The following is a 19,176-nucleotide window of genomic DNA, read 5'->3' on the forward strand; positions in this document are numbered from 1 at the left end:
GATTCCGCGATGAACCAAAAAAAGCCCTGCGGCCGGAGCACCAGCCGCAGGGCGAGATGGCCGGCCGTGGAGAGCCGGACCGGGAGGAGAGGGTCAGGCCTGGGGCTGCCAACCACCGCCGAGGGCTTTGTAGATGGCAACGATGCCGCGATACAGCTCGACTTCCGCCTGGGCCTGGGCGTCTTCGGCGGCCAGGCGCTCACGCTCCGCATCCAGCAGCACGAGGAAATCCACCGTGCCTTCGCGGTAACGGGTGGCGGCCTGCTCGGCGGCGGCGCGGGTGGCTTCCGACTGACGTACCAGAGACACCAGCCGCTGCTGGCGCTTGCCGTAGTCGCTGAAGGCGTTCTCCGATTCTTCCAGAGCCAGCAGTACCTGCTGCTCGTAGCTGGCCAGCGCGCCTTCGGCGTCGGCTTCGGCACCACGCAGGCGGGCGCGCACGCTACCGAGGTCGAAGGCCGCCCAGGAAATGGTTGGTGCTACGGCCCAGGCTCGCGCAGCAGATGAACCGATCTGCGAGCCACGCCCGGCCGTGAAGCCAAGGAATCCGGACAGGCTCACCCTTGGAAAGAGGTCGGCAGTGGCCACACCCACATCGGCCGTGGCCGCTGCCAGTTGGCGCTCGGCGGAGTGCACGTCGGGACGGCGGCGCAGCAGTTCGGCCGGGTCGCCGATGGGCAGAGCCTTGGCGATCACCGGCAGCGGACGCGGCGACAGGTCCACACTCAATTGTTCTGGGCGTTGACCGAGGAGGGTGGCAATGCGGTGCTTGGCGCGTGCTTCCTCAGCTTGCAGCTGTGGCAGGCTGGCTTCGGTGGCAGCAAGGCGGCCGTCGGCGCGCAGCACGTCAAGCTCGCTGCCGACGCCGGCGTCGCGCAGTTGCTCGGTGAGGCCGCGGGATTCCTGCTGGTTCTTCAGGTTTTCGCGGGCGATCCGTTCGCGCAATTGGGCGCCGCGCAGGTTGCCGTAGGCGTCTACCAGCTCGGCGATCAGGCTGACCTGTAACTGTTGCAGTTCCGCCTCGGCGACGCCGATCCCGGCGTCGTTGGCTTCGATCTGACGCTGGATGCGGCCGAACAGGTCCAACTCCCAGGCCATGTCCAGGCCCAGATCATAGCGCTCGGCATTCACCCGCTCCTCGGTGACTCCGGGCTGCTGGCCCTTGCCGATCTCGGCGCTGGCACCGGCGGTGACCACCGGCAGCTGGTCGTTGCCAACGTCGTCACGGATGGCGCGAGCGGCCTTGAGACGGGCGAAGGCCACGCGTAGTTCGCGGTTTTCCTTGAGCGACTGCTGCACCAGCTGGTTCAGGGTCGGGTCGTCGAACTGCTGCCACCAGAGGCTTTCGAAACGGGCGCGGTCATAGGTTTCTGCATCCGCCGAGGCCAGCCGCGCGGGCTCGCTCTGCGGGGCTTTGTAGTCCGGGCCCACTGCGCAGGCGCTCAAGGCCAGTGCCAGCAGGGCGGGGGCGAAAGCCTTGTTCATCATGCGTGTACTTCCTTCAATTGCTGGGCCTTCGCGGCATTGCGTGCTTCACGCTTCTCCACCATGCCGCGGATCAGGACATAGAACACCGGAGTCAGCAGAAGGCCGAAGAAGGTCACGCCGATCATCCCGGAGAACACTGCCACGCCCATGGCATGGCGCATTTCCGCACCGGCACCGGAGGAGTACACCAGCGGCACCACGCCCATGATGAAGGCGATGGAAGTCATCAGGATCGGCCGCAGACGCAGGCGGCAAGCTTCCAGCACCGCCGAGACGCGATCCAGGCCTTCTTCCTGCTTCTCCTTGGCGAACTCGACGATGAGGATGGCGTTCTTGCATGCAAGCCCCACCAGTACGATCAGGCCGATCTGGGTGAAGATGTTGTTGTCGCCACCGGTCAGGATCACGCCGGTGATAGCTGACAGCAGCACCGTCGGCACGATCAGGATCACCGCCAGGGGCAGGCTCCAGCTCTCGTACTGGGCGGCCAGTACCAGGAAGGCCAGCAGTACGCACAGCGGGAAGACGAAGATTGCGGTGTTGCCGGCGAGAATCTGCTGATAGGTCAGCTCGGTCCACTCGTAGGTCATGCCGTTGGGCAACTCTTCCTTCAACAGGCGCTCCATGGCGGCTTCGGCCTGCCCGGAGCTGTAGCCCGGTGCGGCGGCACCGTTGATCTCGGCAGTGATGAAGCCGTTGTAGTGCATTACCCGGTCGGGGCCGGAGCTGTTGCTGACCTTGACGAAGGTCGACAGCGGCACCATCTCGCCACGGTTGTTGCGCACCTTGAGCTGACCGATCTGCTCGGGATCGAGGCGGAACTGCTGGTCGGCCTGGACGTTCACCTGATAGGTGCGGCCAAAGCGGTTGAAGTCGTTGGCATAGAGCGAACCCAGGTAGACCTGCATGGTGTCGAAGATATCGCTGATCGCCACACCATGGGTCTTGGCCTTCTCGCGGTCGATATCCGCATCGATCTGCGGCACGTTGATCTGGTAGCTGGAGAACAGGCCGGCCAGTTCCGGCACATTCCGGCTCTGGGCAATGACGTTCTGTACCTGCTTGAACAGCTCCTCGTAGCCCAGGTCCCCACGGACCTCCACCTGCACGCGGAAGCCGCCGATGGTGCCGAGGCCCATCACAGGCGGCGGCGGGAAGATGGCGATGTAGGCATCCTGGATATCGGCAAACTTCGCGTTCAGTGCCGCCGCAATGGCCGCGGCGGACTGGCTCGGATCCGTACGCTCATCGAAGGGTTTCAGCGGGGTGAACACGATCCCGCTGTTCGGGCTGTTGGTGAATCCGTTGATCGACAGGCCCGGGAAGGCTACCGAGTCAGCCACGCCGGGTTGTTCCAGTGCGATGGCGGACATCTTCTTGATGACTTCTTCGGTGCGGTCGAGGCTGGCGGCGTCCGGCAATTGGGCGAAGGCCACCAGGTACTGCTTGTCCTGTTGCGGTACGAAACCGCCCGGGGTGGTGGAGAAGCCCAGATAGGTCAGGCCCATCAGCCCGGCATAGACAAACAGCGCGACGGAGCTGCCACGCAGCACGCGTTTCACCGTACCGACGTAGCCGTGGCTACCGCGATCGAACAGCCGGTTGAACGGACGGAACAGCCAGCCGCCGAGCAACTTGTCGAGCAGGCGCGAGAAGCGGTCCTTCGGCGCGTGGTGGTCTTTCAGCAGCACGGCGGCCAGGGCCGGCGACAGGGTCAGCGAGTTGAACGCCGAGATGATGGTGGAGATCGCGATGGTCAGCGCGAACTGCTGGTAGAACTGCCCGGTAAGGCCGGAAATGAAGGCGGTCGGCACAAACACGGCGCAGAGCACCAGGGCGGTCGCGATGATCGGCCCGGTCACCTCCTTCATGGCCTGCTTGGTGGCTTCCACCGGCGACTTGCCGAGGCCGATGTTCCGCTCGACGTTCTCCACGACCACGATGGCGTCGTCGACCACGATGCCGATAGCCAGCACCAGGCCGAACAGCGACAGTGCGTTGAGTGAGAAACCGAACATGTGCATCACCGCGAAGGTGCCAATCAGCGAGACCGGCACGGCGGCCAGCGGGATGATCGAAGCGCGCCAGGTCTGCAGGAACAGGATCACCACCAGAACCACGAGCACGATGGCTTCGAGCAGGGTGTGTACCACCGCCTCGATGGAACCGCGCACGAAGATGGTCGGGTCATAGACGATCTGATAGTCGACGCCCTCGGGGAAGCCTTTCTTCAGCTCCTCCATGCGATTACGCACCTTGTCGGAGATGTCGATGGCGTTGGAGCCCGGCAGCTGGAAGATCGGAATGGCCACGGCCGGCTGGTTGTTCAGCAGGGAGCGCAGGGCGTACTGGCTGGAACCCAGTTCGATGCGGGCGATGTCCTTCAGGCGGGTGATTTCACCGTCTTCGCCGGCACGGATGATGATGTTCTCGAACTCATCCTCGGTGACCAGGCGGCCCTGGGTATTGATCGACAGCTGGAAATCCGTGGCGCCGGGTGCGGGAGGTGCACCGAGGGAGCCGGCGGCGACCTGCCGATTCTGTTCGCGGATGGCGGTGACCACGTCGGTCGCGGTGAGGTTGCGCGAGGCGACCTTGTTCGGGTCGAGCCACACGCGCAGGGAATAGTTGCCCATGCCGAACAGCTGCACGTCACCCACGCCGTCCAGTCGCGCCAGCTCGTCCTTGACGTTGAGGACGGCATAGTTGGACAGGTAGAGCATGTCGTAGCGCTTATCCGGCGAGGTCAGGTGAACCACCATGGTCAGGGTGGGCGAGGCTTTGTCGACGGTCACGCCGAGCCGCTGCACTTCAGTCGGCAGGGTGGGCATGGTCCGGGTGACGCGGTTCTGCACCTGCACCTGGGCCGTGTCCAGGTTGGTGCCGAGAGCGAAGGTGATGGTCAGCGTCATCTTGCCGTCGGCAGTGGCCTGGGAGGACATGTAGAGCATGTTCTCGACGCCGGTGATGGCCTGCTCCAAGGGCGCGGCAACGGTCTCACCGATCACCTTGGGGTTGGCTCCGGGGAAGTTGGCGCGGACCACCACGGTGGGCGGCACCACTTCCGGGTACTCGCTGATCGGCAGCTGGAACAGCGAGATGGCCCCGCCGATCAGGATGATCAGCGAGAGCACGGCGGCGAAGATCGGCCGCTGGATGAAGAATTGCGAGAAGTTCATCGATCTGGCCTCTTAACCGCGCGATGCCGGGATCGGCTGCACATTCTTGACGGCGACTTGCGGTGCCTTGTGTCCGGCCACAGCTTCACGCTGGCGCGCCAGGGCCGCCAGGGTGTCTGCGTCGGCCATCGGCACGCCCTGCGGTTCCACTGGCATACCGGGGCGGGCGCGCTGCAGGCCGTTGACCACGATCTTCTCGCCCTTGGCCAGGCCGTTGCGGACGATGCGCAGGCCTTCCAGCTTCGGGCCGAGCTCGATGGCGCGGTAGGCAACCTTGTTGTCATTGCCCAGCACCAGCACGAACTTCTTGCCGAGGTCGGTGCCGACGGCCACGTCCTTGATCAGAGTGGCGGAGTAAGTTTCGCTGCCCACCAGTTTGAGGCGCGCATAGAGGCCGGGGGTGAAACGGCCATCCCGGTTGTCGAACACGGCCCGGCCACGGATGGTGCCGGTGCGCGGGTTGACCTGGTTGTCGAGGAAGTCCAGCTGGCCCAGGTGCGGGTTGCCATCCTCGCTGGACAGGCCCATGTACACCGGGCTGGCGGCACGAGTGTCGGCACCGGCCTTGCGGGCCAGTTCAACGTACTTGAGGAAGGTGCGCTCGTCGGCATCGAAATAGGCGTAGACCTTATCGGTGGAGACCACCGAGGTCAGCAGCGATTGGCCGGCGTTGACGAGGTTGCCCTCGGTGATCTCGGCGCGGCTGACACGGCCGTCGATGGGCGCGGTGACGCGGGTGAAGCTGAGGTTGAGCCTGGCGTTGTCCAGTTGGGCCTGGATGGCGGCGACGGCGGCCTGGGCTTCCTGCGCGGCGCTGGCGCGGGCATCGGCCAGTTCGGCGGAGATGGCGTTGCTCTGTCGCAGGCGCTCGCCGCGACGGGCTTCGTTGACGGCGCGGGTCTGCCCGGCGCGGGCTTGTTGCAGCTGGGCTTCCAGTCGCTTGACCTCGGCCTCGAAGGGGCGAGGGTCGATCTGGAACAGCAGGTCGCCCTTCTTCACCAGACTGCCTTCATCGAAGGCGACGCGGTCAATGTAGCCGGACACGCGCGGCCGGATATCGACGGATTCCGGCGCCTCCAGGCGGCCGGTGAACTCGTCCCATTCGTTGAGCGGCTGTTCGATCACTTCGGCAACGCTGACCTTGGGGGCAGCGGTCGAAAGGTTGGCTTCCGGTGCCTTGCCGCACGCAACCAGCACCACCGCCGCCGCCAGGGTCAGGGGGTAACGCCAGAATTTATTGTGTGATGCTTCCATGAGACAGCTCCGCCAATTGCTTTTCTGAATGGGCGGAGTCTGCGGCGGGGCTCTACATGAGACGAATCGAACGGCCTAAAGGTGAATATCATCAGGAGTGATGTAAGCGATATTGGCCGAGCTGAAGTAATGGCTGGTCAGCGCAGGAGGCTGGGCCCATGCTTTTGCGTGGGTAAACGAGGACGCTGACAATATGCAACGAATTTCCCGGTTTGGTGTGGTGGAAGGCCTGGATGCCGAGCGACGCCTGCTCGATCAGGTCCAACGCGGGGAGGTGGGCTGCGGGTTGCTGTTCTGGCGGCCGGTCGAAGTCGCGCTGGTGATGCCACAGCGGATGAGCCGGCATGCTGGGTTCGACGAGGCCCAGGCGCGCTGTGCAGCATTGGGCTGGCCGGTTGCACTGCGCGACACGGGAGGCGAACCGGTCCCGCAGTCGCCCGCCGTGCTGAACGTGGCACTTGCCTATGCGCTGCCACCGAGGGAAGCCGAGCTTACGCGAATCGAAAGGGCGTACCTGCGGCTGTGCCAGCCGATGCTGGACTGGCTGACTCAACTGGGGCTGGATGCCGGGTTGGGGGAGGTGGATGGTGCCTTCTGCGACGGCCGATACAACGTCAACATCGAACAGCGGAAGCTGGTCGGTACCGCCCAACGCTGGCGCCGCCGACGTGAGGACGGCTGCCACGTGGTGCTGGCCCACGGTGCCGTGCTGATGGAGAACCAGCGCGAGTCGATGGTAGACGTGGTGAATGCCTTTTACGAGACGTGCGGCCTGCCAGACCGCTGTCGTGCCACGAGTCATATCGCGCTGGATGAGCGGATTGCCGATACCTGGGCAGTGGTCGACAGGCTGTGGGATGACTATCGAGTGGCGTTGGCCGAAGCGGGGCTGGCACTGGAATGAGGGGGGCGAGCCTCAGGCTCGAAAGTTTCGAGAATACGCTTGACTATAAAATGAGAAGCATTATTATTCGCATCACTGGCTTCGCGGCCAGCTGGATAAACTGACAGGCCCAGTTTGGACTCATCAGATTATCTCCTCATCAGGCTAATCACGGTTTTTGACCCGGCTACGCGCCGGGTCTTTTTTTGCTTGTGATTTCGTCGGGTATGGCACGAATACCTCCCTTTCCTTCGGGGCGGGGGTGAGGGCGGCCGTCTGCACGGACCTGCGGTCTTCCACTCGCTTTTGAATTCACTCCTGCAGGGCTGGGCCCGGTCGCAGAGGAGGATGTGAACAGCGACACCTACCCGACATCCAGGGGGTGTCACCCGATCAATGCCCCTTGGCCTTCCTGATGCGCAAGAAGATGCCACCGAGGATCAACGCAGCCACCGGCGCCAGGACGAGCATGGCGGTCCTGGCCGAAATGTCCACGCCAACGCCATGCAGGCCTTCATAGAACAGCTTGAACAGGCTCAGCAGGTAATAGCTGATGGCGATGATCGAGAGGCCCTCGACCGCTTTCTGGATCTTGATCTGTGTATCGGCGCGCGCATTCAGGCTGCGGAGGATCTCCGAGTTCTGCTCCTCCACTTCCACCTGCACCCGCGCCTGCAGCAGGTCGCCCAGGTTGGCCACGCTCTGGCTCAGCCGCACGAGGCGCTGGTCGGTGGCGGCGCAATAACGCACGGTGGGCTTGAAGCGCCGCTCGATGAATACTCCCAGCCGCTGGCAGTCGCCGACATGGGCTTCGCGCAGCTCGGTAATCCGCTCGAACACGATCTGCGAATAGGCCTCGGTGGCGCTGAAACGTTTACGAGTACGCGCTGTGCTGCGGACGATGCGCGCGGAGAGCGAGGCGATGTCGGCAGACAGCGCCTTGGCGCTGCTGGTACCTTCGGCGTTGCGGTCGGAGAGGGCCGCCAGCTCCTTGTCGTATTCCTTGAGCTGCAGGCTCACGGCTTGGGCCACTGGCAGCGTCAGCGAGGCCATCATGCGGTAGGTCTCGATTTCCAGCAGCCGGCGGATCATTCGTCCCAGGCGATACGCATTGAGCCGGCGGTTGACCAGCAGGATGCGGTTGATGCCGTCCTCGGTCAGGCGGAAGTCGGACCAGGCGATGGCATCGCCGCCACCCAACGTCGAACCGGACGGATCCTTGAAACCGTAGTGGGCGTGATCACCGCTCCAGTCCTGCTCGGATTCCACCAGCACCTGGTCGGCGTTGATCAGCAGGTGCCTGTGGTCGGCGACCAACTGGCCGAGCGCTTCTGGCAGGGGGGGCCAGGGTTCGTCGCCAGGAGCCTTGGGCACCACCAAGGTGAGGGTGAAGAACTCGGTGTGGCGTTCCCATTTCAGGGTGTTTTCGCCGAGGCGGAGCAGGCCTTGCGAACCATTGCTGGCGAGTGAGGCGTCGGCGGCCTGATTCAGTCGGTCGACCAGGGCATCGCAGACGTCATCGGCATCGGCGAAGGCAAAATGATAGACATGCGCCGGATCACGAAAGTAGATCGACGGCCGCGAATGCAGTTCGTTGTGCAGGGCTTTGCGAAGTGGGTGCATGAAAACTTCTGCAGGCTAGGAGGTTGTTTTTCTGGATGACGCAAACTCCCGGGTAGGCAGTCACAGGTTCCGACCGATTTCGCGGTGGTGTGCCGCCGACCAGTTGGGGCGGGTAGCCCCTCAGGCCGACGGCGACGGGATTGGCAGACGGGCTGCCGGTGAGACGCGCCCATGTCTTGTGAACTTCAGGCGCGGAACTGCTTCATCAAGCCTTGCTGATGGTTGGCCAACTCGTTGAGGCGGTGACTGACCTCGGCCGACCGTCCGGCCTGGCCGGAAAGCGATTCGGTCACATCGCGGATCGCCTCGACGTTTCGGTTGATTTCTTCTGCGACGCTGCTTTGCTCTTCCGCGGCACTGGCAATTTGCAAATTCATCTCGGTAATCAGATTGACGGCCTCGCCAATGCGCTGCAGCGCGTCCACGGCCTGCTGCACTTGGACGACGTTTTCCTGGGCCAGGCCATGGCTGCTGTGCATGGCGTGGCTCACATCCCGGGTGCCGGATTGGAGGTCGTCGATGACCTGGCGGATTTCCTCCACCGGGTCCTGGGTGCGCTGGGCCAAGCTGCGCACTTCGTCGGCCACCACGGCAAAACCGCGACCGGCATCCCCGGCACGCGCCGCCTCGATGGCTGCATTGAGTGCCAGCAGGTTGGTCTGCCCGGCGATCGCGCAGATCACTTCCAGCACCGAGCCGATCTGTTCGCTGCTCTGGGCCAGCGCCTGGAGTTGCTGCATGGCCTGGTTCATGTCACGGGCCAGGGCCTGGATGGCCTCGGTGGTGCGGGTAATCACGCCCAGCCCCTCGCGGCTGGCCAGGTCGGCATTGCGGGCAGCATCGACAGCCTGTGCAGCGCTTTGTGCCGAGGCGTTGGCGGTGGCGGACATCTCATGCAGGGCAGTGGCCACCTGGTCGATTTCACGGAACTGCTGCTGCATGCCTTCGCTGGTCTGCTGTGAAATGAGCGCGGACTGATCGGCGGTTTGCCGGGCATCGCGCACGGTGCCCTGGACCTTGGCAATGACCGGTTGCAGCTTGTCCAGAAAGCGATTGAAGGCGAGGGCGAGCCGGCCCAGTTCGTCGCAGCGCGGATAATCCAGGCGTCGGGTCAGGTCGCCTTCGCCCTCGGCGATGTCCTCTAGCATGGCCGCCAGGCGCAGCACCGGGCGGGTGACGCCACGTGCCGCCAGCCAGATCAGGGCGATTCCGAGCAATGCAGCCAGCAAGCCAAGGGTGAACTCCAGAGCCGAGCTTTGCAGGTGCTCGTGGTCCAGTTGATCCTTCAGTTTCTGAGCCGGCGCGAGCAATACCTGATGCGGCACCCTCAGCAGCACACTCCAGGGCTTGGCGCCGCCGATGGGCTCCAGCGGCTCGAGCACGCTGATCTGGGTTGGATCATCGAAGCTGTGGGGCTCGGAGCGGCTCTGGTAGTCGAGCAGCGTGGTAGCCTGCTCCGGCAGCAGTTCCCGGAGGCGTTTCCCCAGCTGGGTCGCATCCTCGCTGTTGGCGGCGATGACTCCGGATGGGCTGATGATACTGACGTGGCCGTTGCCCTCGAAGAGTTCCCGGCTGCTGGCCAGACTGCTTTGCTGGAGGCTGTCGAGGCTGATGTCCAGACCGATCACGGCGATGGTGCGGTCGTTCTCCAACAACGGAAAAGCCACGCTGGTGACCAGCTTCGGGGTCCCCGACGATGCATCGAAGTAGGGTTCCAGGACGCAAATCTGAAGACTGTCCCGAGGGCAGGTGAAGAACGCGTTGAAGGGGGCGCCGCTGGGACCAGGCGAGGTGTCGGCCAGCAGCTTCTCATCGCCGGGCACGGCCTGTAGTTCACCGGGGTTGGCTTGCAACCAATAGAGGGCGAAGCGCCCCGTGTCATTGCTGCCGACGTCACCTCGGCCACGAAAGTCGGCATCCCGGCCGTCCAGGGCGTTGGGTTCGAAGATCAGGAACAGGCCCAATAATTCGGACCGTTGCTGCACGGCTTGGCGCAGGGCTTCGGTCAGGGCTTCGCGCAGCGCCAGGGAGCTGATCTCGCCTTTGGCGGCCCGTTCGCGCAGGTAGAGCAGATGCCGCGCCAGGCCAACGCCAAAGTCGTGGGTGCGGTTGAAGGTGCGCTGTATCTGTAGCGCCTGCACCTTGCCCTGGGCCTGGAGGTTGAGGCGGGCGGCCTCGGCCAGCATGGCGCTGCTGGAGTCCTTGACCCGTTCCGTGCTGGCGCGGGTCTGGTACAGCGAAAGCCCTACCAGCAAGGCTACGACCAGGATCAGGCAGAGGCTGGCGAGCAGGGTGATCTTGCTTTGGATGCTGAGGATGCTATTGGGCATGCGGGGCGGGCCGAGTTCAAAAGGCCGGGGCGCTGCCGCCCCGGATATGATCAGAAAGTGGTGAAGAACACCAATTGGCTGTAGAGGTTGCGGTCGTCGTTACCCAGCTGGGTGCCGCCTTCGGCCGCGCTCTTGTCCGGCTGGTAGAGGCCGACCAAAGGCATGACCACCAGGCTCTCGCTCACGGCCCATTCCGCATAAAGGTCCAGTTCGCGGCCGTCGAAGTTGCCGAGGTCAGTATCCAGGGTGTTGAAGTCGAACCACAGGGCGCCCACGCTCAGGTTCTCCAGCGGGCTGGCCTTCAGGGCGACGTGGTGGACCGCAGTGTTGCTGTTGAAGGGACCGGCGTAGTTGCCGGCAACCTCACCCTGGAACCAGGTGCCGAAGCCGCGGCTGAGGCCAAAGAACAGTGGATCGAAGGCTTCCGAGAAGCGGCTGTAGCGGTAGCTGACGCTGGGGTTCCAGGGGGTGTCGGCAAAAGTCCAGCCGGCTTCCAGGTACCAGGCGTCTTCGTTGCCGCTTTGCTTCTTGTCCTGCCAGGCGTATTCGCCGGAGAGGAACAGGTTTTCCACGCCGGCATTGCCCTGGCCACGCAGGCTGTAGGTTTTCAGTCCGGCGCGCTCGGCCTGGAAGGGCGAAGCGTATTGTTCGTCGATGTCACGGATGTCGATGGCGGTGAGGCCGATCATGCCGGCGTCCGCTACATGTTCCAGGGTACCGACGAGCATTTCCGGCTTGGCCTGGGCGCGGTTGTCGGACTTCAACCACATCAGGTCGCTGCGCCAGCCGGTCTGGCCTCCAAGGCGCAGGACGGCGGTCTGGTCAAAGTTCTTGCGGGCGGCCAGGTAATAAGCGCCGCCGCGGTCGAACTCGCCATCGGCCAAGCCTTCACCCAAGTTCAGCGCATCGCCATTGATCAGGAAACCGTCGCCGACAACGATCATCTGGCGGCCGAAGGAGAGGTCCACGCCGTCTTCGCCCAGCGCTTCGAACAGCTTGCCGGAGCGCCAGCCGAGGTAGGCATCTTCGATCTTGGTAGTGCGCTCGGAACCATCAGTGAAACCAGCGGCATCACCATCGCCCCAGGTGCCGGAGCTGAGCAGACCAAAGGCGCCATAGCCGGTGCCGGCCCCACTCAGCCCCTGGTCGAAGCTCAGGCCGTACTTGGCGTAACCCTCGCGCCAGGACGAAGAGCCTTCGTCTTTGGTGCCCGTGATGGCGTAATTCTCCTGGCTGTGGAAGAGGCCGAACATGGCCTCCAGGTTGGCGTTCAGGTGGGTGTCGTCATCGGCGTATAGCTCGTAGGCGCCGACCTGCGCGGTGGCGCCAATGAGCAGAGCAAGGGTTGAAAGACGAAACAGGGGGGACCGGACCATGCGTGGCTTCCTTCTTGTAGGTATTGGTAGGGGAGCGTTTCTGGACCGGGATACTAAGGAGTTGGTAGTCACTGGCCTTGTGCCTGCTTGCCAAGCGTTTGACGCTGCGTGCCAGATTCCATCCGGGCTGCGGAGCGTAGGCTCGGCCGAGTCCTGCGAAGTCCGGCGTCTTTGCGGTGTCTGCACGGACCGTTCCCTCTCCTTTTCAGGGAGAGGGTTGGGGAGGGGGCGTGGAAGTCTGAGCGGATTCTAAATTGGGCCGGGCATCCCGCACCCCCGGCCCCTCTACCGGAGGGATATGGGAGTAAAAACCAAAAAAAACCGGCCCATGGGACCGGTCGAAAATTCACGCTGCAAGTTCGGTCAGGCTTGTTCCGGGCGCTTCAGCACCAGGGTGAGGATGTCGTAGCTGGCGACCAGCTCGCCGTTCTGGTTGGTGACTTCCACGTCCCACGCCACCACGCCTTGCGGTTCGCCTTTGGGGCTCTTCTTGCCCTGGTCGATCTTGCGTTTGCAGGTCAGGCGGGCCTGGATGGTATCGCCGATGCCAACCGGGTTGATGAAGCGCAGGGTGTCCAGACCGTAGTTGGCCAGCACCGGGCCGGGTGCCGGGGAGACGAACAGGCCGGCGGCTGCCGAGAGCACGAAGTAGCCGTGGGCGATACGCTTGCCGAATTGGGATTCCTTGGCAGCGATTTCGTCGAAGTGCATGTAAAAGTGGTCGCCCGAGAGGCAGCCGAAGTTCACCAGGTCGGCTTCGGTGACGGTGCGGCGGTGGGTCAGTAGGGACTCGCCGATCTGCAGCTCGTCGAAGTAGCGACGGAACGGGTGAACCTCGGATTCGATCACCTTGGCGCCGCGCACGTGTTCGCGGGTCACGGCGGCCAGCATGGTGGGCGAACCCTGGACGGCTGCGCGTTGCAGGTAGTGCGTCACGGCGCGCAGGCCACCCAGTTCTTCGCCACCACCGGCGCGACCGGGGCCACCGTGCTTGAGCACCGGCAGCGGCGAACCGTGACCGGTGGACTCGGCGGCGCACTCGCGGTCGAGGATATGCAGGCGGCCGTGCAGGGCAGCGGCTTGCGGCACTACCTTGGCGGCTACCAGTGGGTCTTTGGTCACCAGGCTGGCGACCAGGCTACCCTTGCCGCGTGCGGCCAGGGCTATGGCTTCGTCGAGGTCGTCGTAGGCCATCAGGGTGCTGACCGGGCCAAAGGCCTCGATGTCATGGGCGCCGCCTTCAGCGTGCGGATCACGGGCCAGCAGCAGGGTGGGGGCGAAGAAAGCGCCTTCATTTACACCTTCGCCACGCGGGGCGAAGCCGTCGCGGGCGCCGAACAGCAGGTCGCTGCTGGCCAGCAGGGCGTCCAGACGCTCGGCTACGTCGGCTTGCTGGGCGTGGGATGCCAAGGCGCCCATGCGTACGCCTTCCACGGCCGGGTCACCGATCACCACCTGGGCCAGTCGCTCGCGCAGTTTGCTGGCAACGGCGTCGACATGTTTGGCGGGGACGATGGCACGGCGGATGGCGGTGCATTTCTGCCCGGCCTTGACCGTCATCTCACGAGCGACTTCCTTGACGAAGAGGTCGAACTCCGGATCACCCGGGGTGATCTCCGGTGCGAGGATGGCGCAGTTCAGCGAATCCGCCTCGGCGTTGAAGGGGATGGAGTTGCGCACGAGGTTGGGGTTTACGCGCAGCTTGGCGGCGGTATCTGCGGAGCCGGTGAAGGTCACCACGTCCTGGCCTTGCAGGCGGTCGAGCAGGTCACCGGTGCCGCCGATGATCAGCTGCAGGCTGCCCTCGGGCAGCAGGCCGGAGGCATGCATCAGGCGTACGGCGGCTTCGGTGAGGTAGCTGGTGGCGGTGGCCGGTTTGATGATGCAGGGCATGCCGGCGAGGAAGCTCGGCGCGAACTTCTCCAGCATCCCCCAGATCGGGAAGTTGAAGGCGTTGATGTGCACGGCCAGGCCGCCGCGCGGCACCAGGATGTGGGTGCCGGCGAAGGTGCCCTGCTTGCCCAGCGGCATGGCGGGGCCTTCGTGGACGATATTGCCGGACGGCAGCTCGCGGGCGCCGACGCCGGCGTAGCTGAACAGGGTGCTGGCGCCGCCCTCGATGTCGATCCAGCTGTCGGCGCGGGTGGCGCCGCTGTGGCGGGACAGAGTGTAGAGCTGTTCCTTGTGCTCGGTCAGGTACAGGGCGAGGGCCTTGAGGCGCGCCGCGCGCTGCTGGAAGTCCAGGGCCATAAGGCTGGCGATGCCACGCTTGCGACCGTGCTCGATGGCCTCACTGAAGTCCAGGGCTTCCTCGTGGGTGCGGGCGATGGCCTGGCCGTCGATAGCGCTGCGCAGGGCCTGGGCGCCTTGCTGGCCGATCCAGCGACCGCCGATGAAGCTTTGCAGCGTGGGGGCGTTACTCATGAGGATTTCTCCGTGAACTGGCCGGAGCGAAGGGCTCCGATGTGGTTTCGTTTGGTAGGAGCGAGCTCTGCTCGCGAATGGGCTGGCTCGGAGCTGATTCGCGAGCAGAGCTCGCTCCTACGGGTTTTTGTGCCTTACCAGAGGGCCAGCGTGTAGCCGAGGATCAGGCGGTTTTCGTCGACATCGGTGGTGAGCCCGTTGCCGGAGCGGAAGGTCACGTTACGCCAGCGCAGGCTCAGGCCCTTGAGGCCGCCGCTCTGCACTACGTAGGCGAGGTCGGTATCGCGTTCCCATTCCTCACCGTCGTCGGTGGTGGTCGTTTTGACATTGCGACCGTCGACATAGCGGGTCATGAAGGTCAGGCCGGGAACGCCCAGGCTGGCGAAGTCGAAGTCGTAGCGCAGTTGCCAGGCATCTTCCTCGGCGCGGGTGAAGGTGTTGAAGGTCACCAGGTTGACCACGTACGGGTCGCCGCCATTGAGAAAGGGGAAGGCACTGTCGCCGGACATGCTCTGGAAGGCCGCGCTGAGGCGGTGCGGCCCGTGGATCAGGCTGAACATGCCGTTGAGGTTGCGGTTATCGATCTCTCCCGCCCGCTCGTTGCCATCACCGCGACTGTCGAAGTAGCGAATGTCACTGCGCAGGGTGAAGCCGGCCGGCAGCGGCTGGGTGTGCAGCAGACCGGCAAACTGCTGGCGATAGATGTCGTCCAGCGTGCCGTAGTAGTAACTGAGCGCCAACTGCGGGTTGATAGCGTAGGTGCCGCCGGCGAAGTCGAAGGCATCGCTGCTGGCTGCACCGTAGCCGATGTCGTCGCGGCTGGAGGAGTCTCGCAGGTTAGTGCGGGTCAGGCGGCCGCCGTTGAAGGTCAGGCCCTCCAGTTCCTGGGAAGTCAGCATGCCGCCCTGGAAGGTAGAGGAAAGCAGCCGGGTGTCGTTGTAGGTGGCTACCGGCAGCAACGGTTGCAGGGTGCCCAGGCGCAGCACGCTTTTGGAGGCCCGCAGCTTAGCGGTCAGGCCCAGTTCGCTGTAGTCATCCACCGGCTCCTTGTCGGTGGGGCCGAAGGGCAGCAGGCCGGTGCCACGACGGTCGCGGCTGGAGTCCAGCTTCACGCCCAGCTCACCAAGGGCGTCCAGGCCCACCCCCACGGTGCCTTCGGTAAAGCCGGATTCAAGGCGTGCGGTAAAGCCCTGGCCCCATTCGGCGGCTTTGGACTGCACCGCGCCCTCCTGGCGGAAGTCGCGGTTCAGGTAGTGGTTGCGCAGTTCCAGGGTGCCTTTGCTTTCTTCGACGAAGCCTGCCAGGGCCGACGCGGCAAAGGGCAGGGTGAGCGCCGCCAGCAGCAGCGCAGAAATGCGGGTGTGGGTCATTGTTCTTATATCCATCATCCGGTTCGACTGGGCTCAGTGGCGGCTGGCAGCGGCTGCGCCGATGCCGGTCATGGAGCGAATGAATTGCGCCAGGTAACGGCCGCGTTCCTCGCGGGCACGCTCTGAACTGTCGGTCACCGAGAGCAGCCAGGCACTGAAGAAGGCCAGCCCCATGGAGAACAGCGCTGGGTTGGAGTAGGGGAACAGGGCTTTGTCGTGATGCAGCACGTTCACCCAGACCGCCGGGCTGAGTACCAGCAGGACGATGGCCGAGAGCAGGCCGGCAACGCTGCCCGCAACGGCGCCACGGGTGGTCAGGCCTTTCCAGAACATGGAGAGGAACAGCACCGGGAAGTTGACCGAGGCGGCGATGGCCAGCACCAGGCCGGAGAGGAAGGCGATGTTCTGCGACTCGAACAGCAGGCCAAGGATCACCGCCAGCACGCCAATACACAGGGTGGCGATGCGGGAGACGCGCATTTCTTCGCGCTCGGTCGCCTTGCCCTTGCGAATCACGCAGGCATAGAGGTCGTGGGAGATCGCCGACGCACCGGAGAGCGCCAGGCCCGCAACCACGGCGAGGATGGTGGCGAAGGCCACGGCCGAGATGAAGCCGAGAAACAGGCTGCCGCCCACAGCATGGGACAGGTGCACTGCAACCATATTGCCGCCGCCGATGATGGCACCCGCTGCATCACGGAACTCGGGGTTGGTGCCGACCATGACGATGGAGCCGAAGCCGACCACGATCAGCAGCAGGTAGAAGTAGCCGATGAAGCCAGTGGCGTAGAACACGCTCTTGCGCGCTTCCTTGGCGCTGCCAACGGTGAAGAAGCGCATGAGGATATGCGGCAGGCCGGCGGTGCCGAACATCATGCCGAGACCCAGGGAGATGGCGTCGATTGGGTTCGACAGCAAGCCGCCGGGCGCCATGATCGCGGTGCCTTTGGCATGCACGGAGGTCGCGGCGGCGAACATGGCTTCGGTGCTGAAGCCGAAGTGCTTGAGGACCATGAAGGCCATGAAGCTGGTGCCCGAGAGCAGCAGAACCGCCTTGATGATTTGTACCCAGGTGGTGGCCAGCATGCCGCCGAATGTCACGTAGCAAACCATCAGCACGCCCACCAGCAGCACCGCTTGCAGGTAGGAAAGGCCAAACAGCAGTTCGATCAGCTTGCCGGCGCCGACCATCTGCGCCACCAGGTACATCAGCGCCACGGTCAGGGTGCCAAAGGCGGCTGTGATACGGATCGGGCTCTGATCCAGACGATAGGAAACCACGTCAGCGAAGGTGTACTTGCCCAGGTTGCGCAGGCGTTCGGCGATCAGGAACAGGATGATCGGCCAGCCGGCGAGTACGCCCAGGGCGTAGAGCAGACCGTCGTAGCCATTCATGAACATCATCGCGGAAATGCCCAGGAAGGACGCCGCACTGATCATGTCACCGGCGATCGCCAGGCCGTTCTGGAAGCCGGTGAGGCCGCCGCCGGCGGTGTAGAAATCGGCGGTCGAGTGGGTGCGCAGGGCGGCCCAGCGGGTAATGCCGAGGGTGAAGAGGACGAACAGCAGGAACATGCCAATGGCGTTCCAGTTCAACGGACGCGCGGCGGTTTCCGCGGCGAGGGCGTTGTCGGCAATCAGGATGCCGCCGGCGAGCAACAGGCTGTGCAGGGCTTTCATTGGGCGCACTCCTGCTTCAGCTTGTCGTTCAGCGGGTCCAGTATGGCGTTGGTGCGCTGCACGTAGATGCCGGTCAGGGCGAAGGAGAGAATGACGATGACCACGCCCACCAACATGCCAACGGTAGTGACCCCGCCGCTGAGGGATTGGCCGAGGACGCCGGGGGCGAAGGCCACCAGCAGCACGAAGCCGTAATAGATCACCAGCATGGCCGCGGTCAGCGACCAGGTCAGGCGCTGCTTGCGGCGAACCAGTTGAAGGAAATCTGGATGCTGACGGATTCGATCAAGGTCTTGCGGGGTCATGGTTGCTCTCTCTTGTTGTGATTGTGAGGCGGTGCTTTGAGGGGCCGACGGCAAGGCCCGGGTATTGCTCTGGTTCTTGTAGGAGCCAGCTTGCTGGCGAAGCTCTTTGGAGCTCCGCTTTCGCGAGCAAGGACTCGGCGTCCCTCTCGCTCCTACAGATCGTTTGCCCTTAGTCAGAGCTGGTCGAAGTCGAGGACTACCTTGTCGCTGATCGGGAAGGTCTGGCAGGACAGGACATAGCCCGCTGCCACCTCGTAGTCCTCCAGGGCGAAGTTGCTGTCCATTTCCACCTCGCCCTCGACCACCTTGCACTTGCAGGTCGAGCACACGCCGGCCTTGCAGGAGTAGGGCAGTTCGGCACCCTGGGCGTTGCCGGCGTCGAGGACGCTGACACTGTTGCGCGGCAGTTCGAAGGACAGCTCGCGGCCATCGCTGATGACAGTGATCTGGCTCACTGCGCCATCGGTGGCACGGGCGGCCTCGCGGGCTTCGCGCTTCTCGCTGCTGCCGGCGGCGGCGAACAACTCGAAGTGGATGCGCTCGGCCGGCATGCCGTTGCCCTTTAGCTGGTCGCGGACGGTTTCGGTCATGGCCTGCGGGCCGCAGATGAAGGCGGCGTCCAGGGCCTTGACGTCAATCCAGCGGGAGAACAGTTGGCCGCATTTGTCGGCGTCGATACGGCCGTTGTAGAGGTCAACATCCTGCTGTTCCCGGCTGAACACGAAGATCAGGTTGAGGCGCTGCAGGTAGCGGTTCTTCAGGTCCTCCAGTTGCTCGCGGAACAGCGCCGAGCCGCTGGAGCGGTTGCCGTAGAGCAGGGTCACGCGGCTGTGGGGCTCGGCTTCCAGAGTGGTCTTGATGATCGACAGGATCGGCGTAATGCCGCTGCCGGCAGCCACCGCCAGGTAGTTGCCATGGCGCGCGGTATCCAGCGGGACGAAGAAGTGCCCCGAGGGCGGCATCACTTCCAGGCTCTGGCCGGCCTTGAGTTGTTCGTTGGCATAGGCGGAAAAGCGGCCGCCGGGCATGCGCTTGATCGCCACGCGCAGTTCGCCGTCATTGACGCCGGTGCAGATGGAGTAGGAGCGACGCACTTCTTCACCGTCGAGCTGGGTGCGCATCACCAGGTGCTGACCTTGGGTGAAGCGGAAGCTGTCGGCCAGATCGGCAGGAACGTCGAAGGCGATGGACACCGCGTCGCGGGTTTCCGGGCGCACTTCCTTGATCGTCAGGCTATGGAATTTGCTCATTGTTCTTCTCCGAC

12 protein-coding genes are annotated in these 19,176 nt (G+C 64.2%); 1 reads left to right on the forward strand and 11 read right to left on the reverse strand.

The features are described 5' to 3' along the window. Positions 1–93: 93 nt before the first annotated feature. From J7302_RS02815 to mexE, 3 genes are read right to left on the reverse strand one after another with little or no spacing between them, the layout of a single operon-like run. Positions 94–1,488, reverse strand: coding sequence for an efflux transporter outer membrane subunit (locus tag J7302_RS02815; protein ID WP_215369921.1), 1,395 nt, complete (start codon positions 1,486–1,488; stop codon positions 94–96). Then, positions 1,485–4,667 carry an efflux RND transporter permease subunit gene (locus J7302_RS02820; RefSeq protein WP_215369923.1) on the reverse strand — a complete coding sequence of 1,061 codons (3,183 nt, stop codon included), beginning with the start codon at positions 4,665–4,667 and terminating at the stop codon, positions 1,485–1,487. The genes J7302_RS02815 and J7302_RS02820 overlap by 4 nt, the downstream gene beginning before the upstream one ends. 12 nt (positions 4,668–4,679) lie before the next feature. Continuing rightward, complete coding sequence (gene mexE / locus J7302_RS02825; protein ID WP_215369925.1) at positions 4,680–5,921, reverse strand: multidrug efflux RND transporter periplasmic adaptor subunit MexE; 1,242 nt, start codon at positions 5,919–5,921, stop codon at positions 4,680–4,682. 193 nt (positions 5,922–6,114) lie between these two features. Between mexE and J7302_RS02830 the strand changes: the two genes are divergently transcribed. Next, the gene (locus tag J7302_RS02830) at positions 6,115–6,825 is read left to right on the forward strand and encodes a lipoate--protein ligase family protein (RefSeq protein ID WP_215369927.1); all 711 of its coding nucleotides are present in this window, start codon (positions 6,115–6,117) and stop codon (positions 6,823–6,825) included. Positions 6,826–7,197: 372 nt separating this feature from the next. On the opposite strand, the gene J7302_RS02835 is transcribed toward J7302_RS02830, so the two are convergent. From J7302_RS02835 to paaE, 8 genes are all read right to left on the reverse strand, one after another. Continuing rightward, on the reverse strand, positions 7,198–8,427 hold the full coding sequence (locus tag J7302_RS02835) for a DUF3422 domain-containing protein (protein ID WP_215369929.1): 1,230 nt from the start codon (positions 8,425–8,427) through the stop codon (positions 7,198–7,200). Between the two features lie 185 nt (positions 8,428–8,612). Next, positions 8,613–10,757 (reverse strand): methyl-accepting chemotaxis protein, encoded by a 2,145-nt coding sequence (locus tag J7302_RS02840; RefSeq protein ID WP_215369931.1) that lies wholly within the window; start codon positions 10,755–10,757, stop codon positions 8,613–8,615. A 50-nt stretch (positions 10,758–10,807) separates the two neighbouring features. Then, positions 10,808–12,133 carry an alginate export family protein gene (locus J7302_RS02845; RefSeq protein WP_215369933.1) on the reverse strand — a complete coding sequence of 442 codons (1,326 nt, stop codon included), beginning with the start codon at positions 12,131–12,133 and terminating at the stop codon, positions 10,808–10,810. Between the two features lie 363 nt (positions 12,134–12,496). Next, positions 12,497–14,557, reverse strand: a complete 2,061-nt coding sequence (gene paaZ / locus J7302_RS02850; RefSeq protein ID WP_215369935.1) for a phenylacetic acid degradation bifunctional protein PaaZ — start codon at positions 14,555–14,557, stop codon at positions 12,497–12,499. A gap of 134 nt (positions 14,558–14,691) precedes the next feature. Next, complete coding sequence (locus J7302_RS02855) at positions 14,692–15,927, reverse strand: OprD family porin (RefSeq protein WP_215369938.1); 1,236 nt, start codon at positions 15,925–15,927, stop codon at positions 14,692–14,694. Positions 15,928–15,960: 33 nt separating this feature from the next. Beyond that, on the reverse strand, positions 15,961–17,607 hold the full coding sequence (locus tag J7302_RS02860; RefSeq protein WP_215369940.1) for a cation acetate symporter: 1,647 nt from the start codon (positions 17,605–17,607) through the stop codon (positions 15,961–15,963). Then, entirely contained in the window at positions 17,604–17,912 is a 309-nt protein-coding gene (locus J7302_RS02865; protein ID WP_215369943.1) for a DUF485 domain-containing protein, read from the reverse strand. The genes J7302_RS02860 and J7302_RS02865 overlap by 4 nt, the downstream gene beginning before the upstream one ends. A gap of 173 nt (positions 17,913–18,085) precedes the next feature. Beyond that, the gene (paaE, locus tag J7302_RS02870; RefSeq protein WP_215369945.1) at positions 18,086–19,162 is read right to left on the reverse strand and encodes a 1,2-phenylacetyl-CoA epoxidase subunit PaaE; all 1,077 of its coding nucleotides are present in this window, start codon (positions 19,160–19,162) and stop codon (positions 18,086–18,088) included. Positions 19,163–19,176: the final 14 nt, after the last annotated feature.

Source organism: Metapseudomonas boanensis (assembly GCF_018704125.1).
Taxonomy (GTDB): Bacteria; Pseudomonadota; Gammaproteobacteria; order Pseudomonadales; family Pseudomonadaceae; genus Metapseudomonas; species Metapseudomonas boanensis.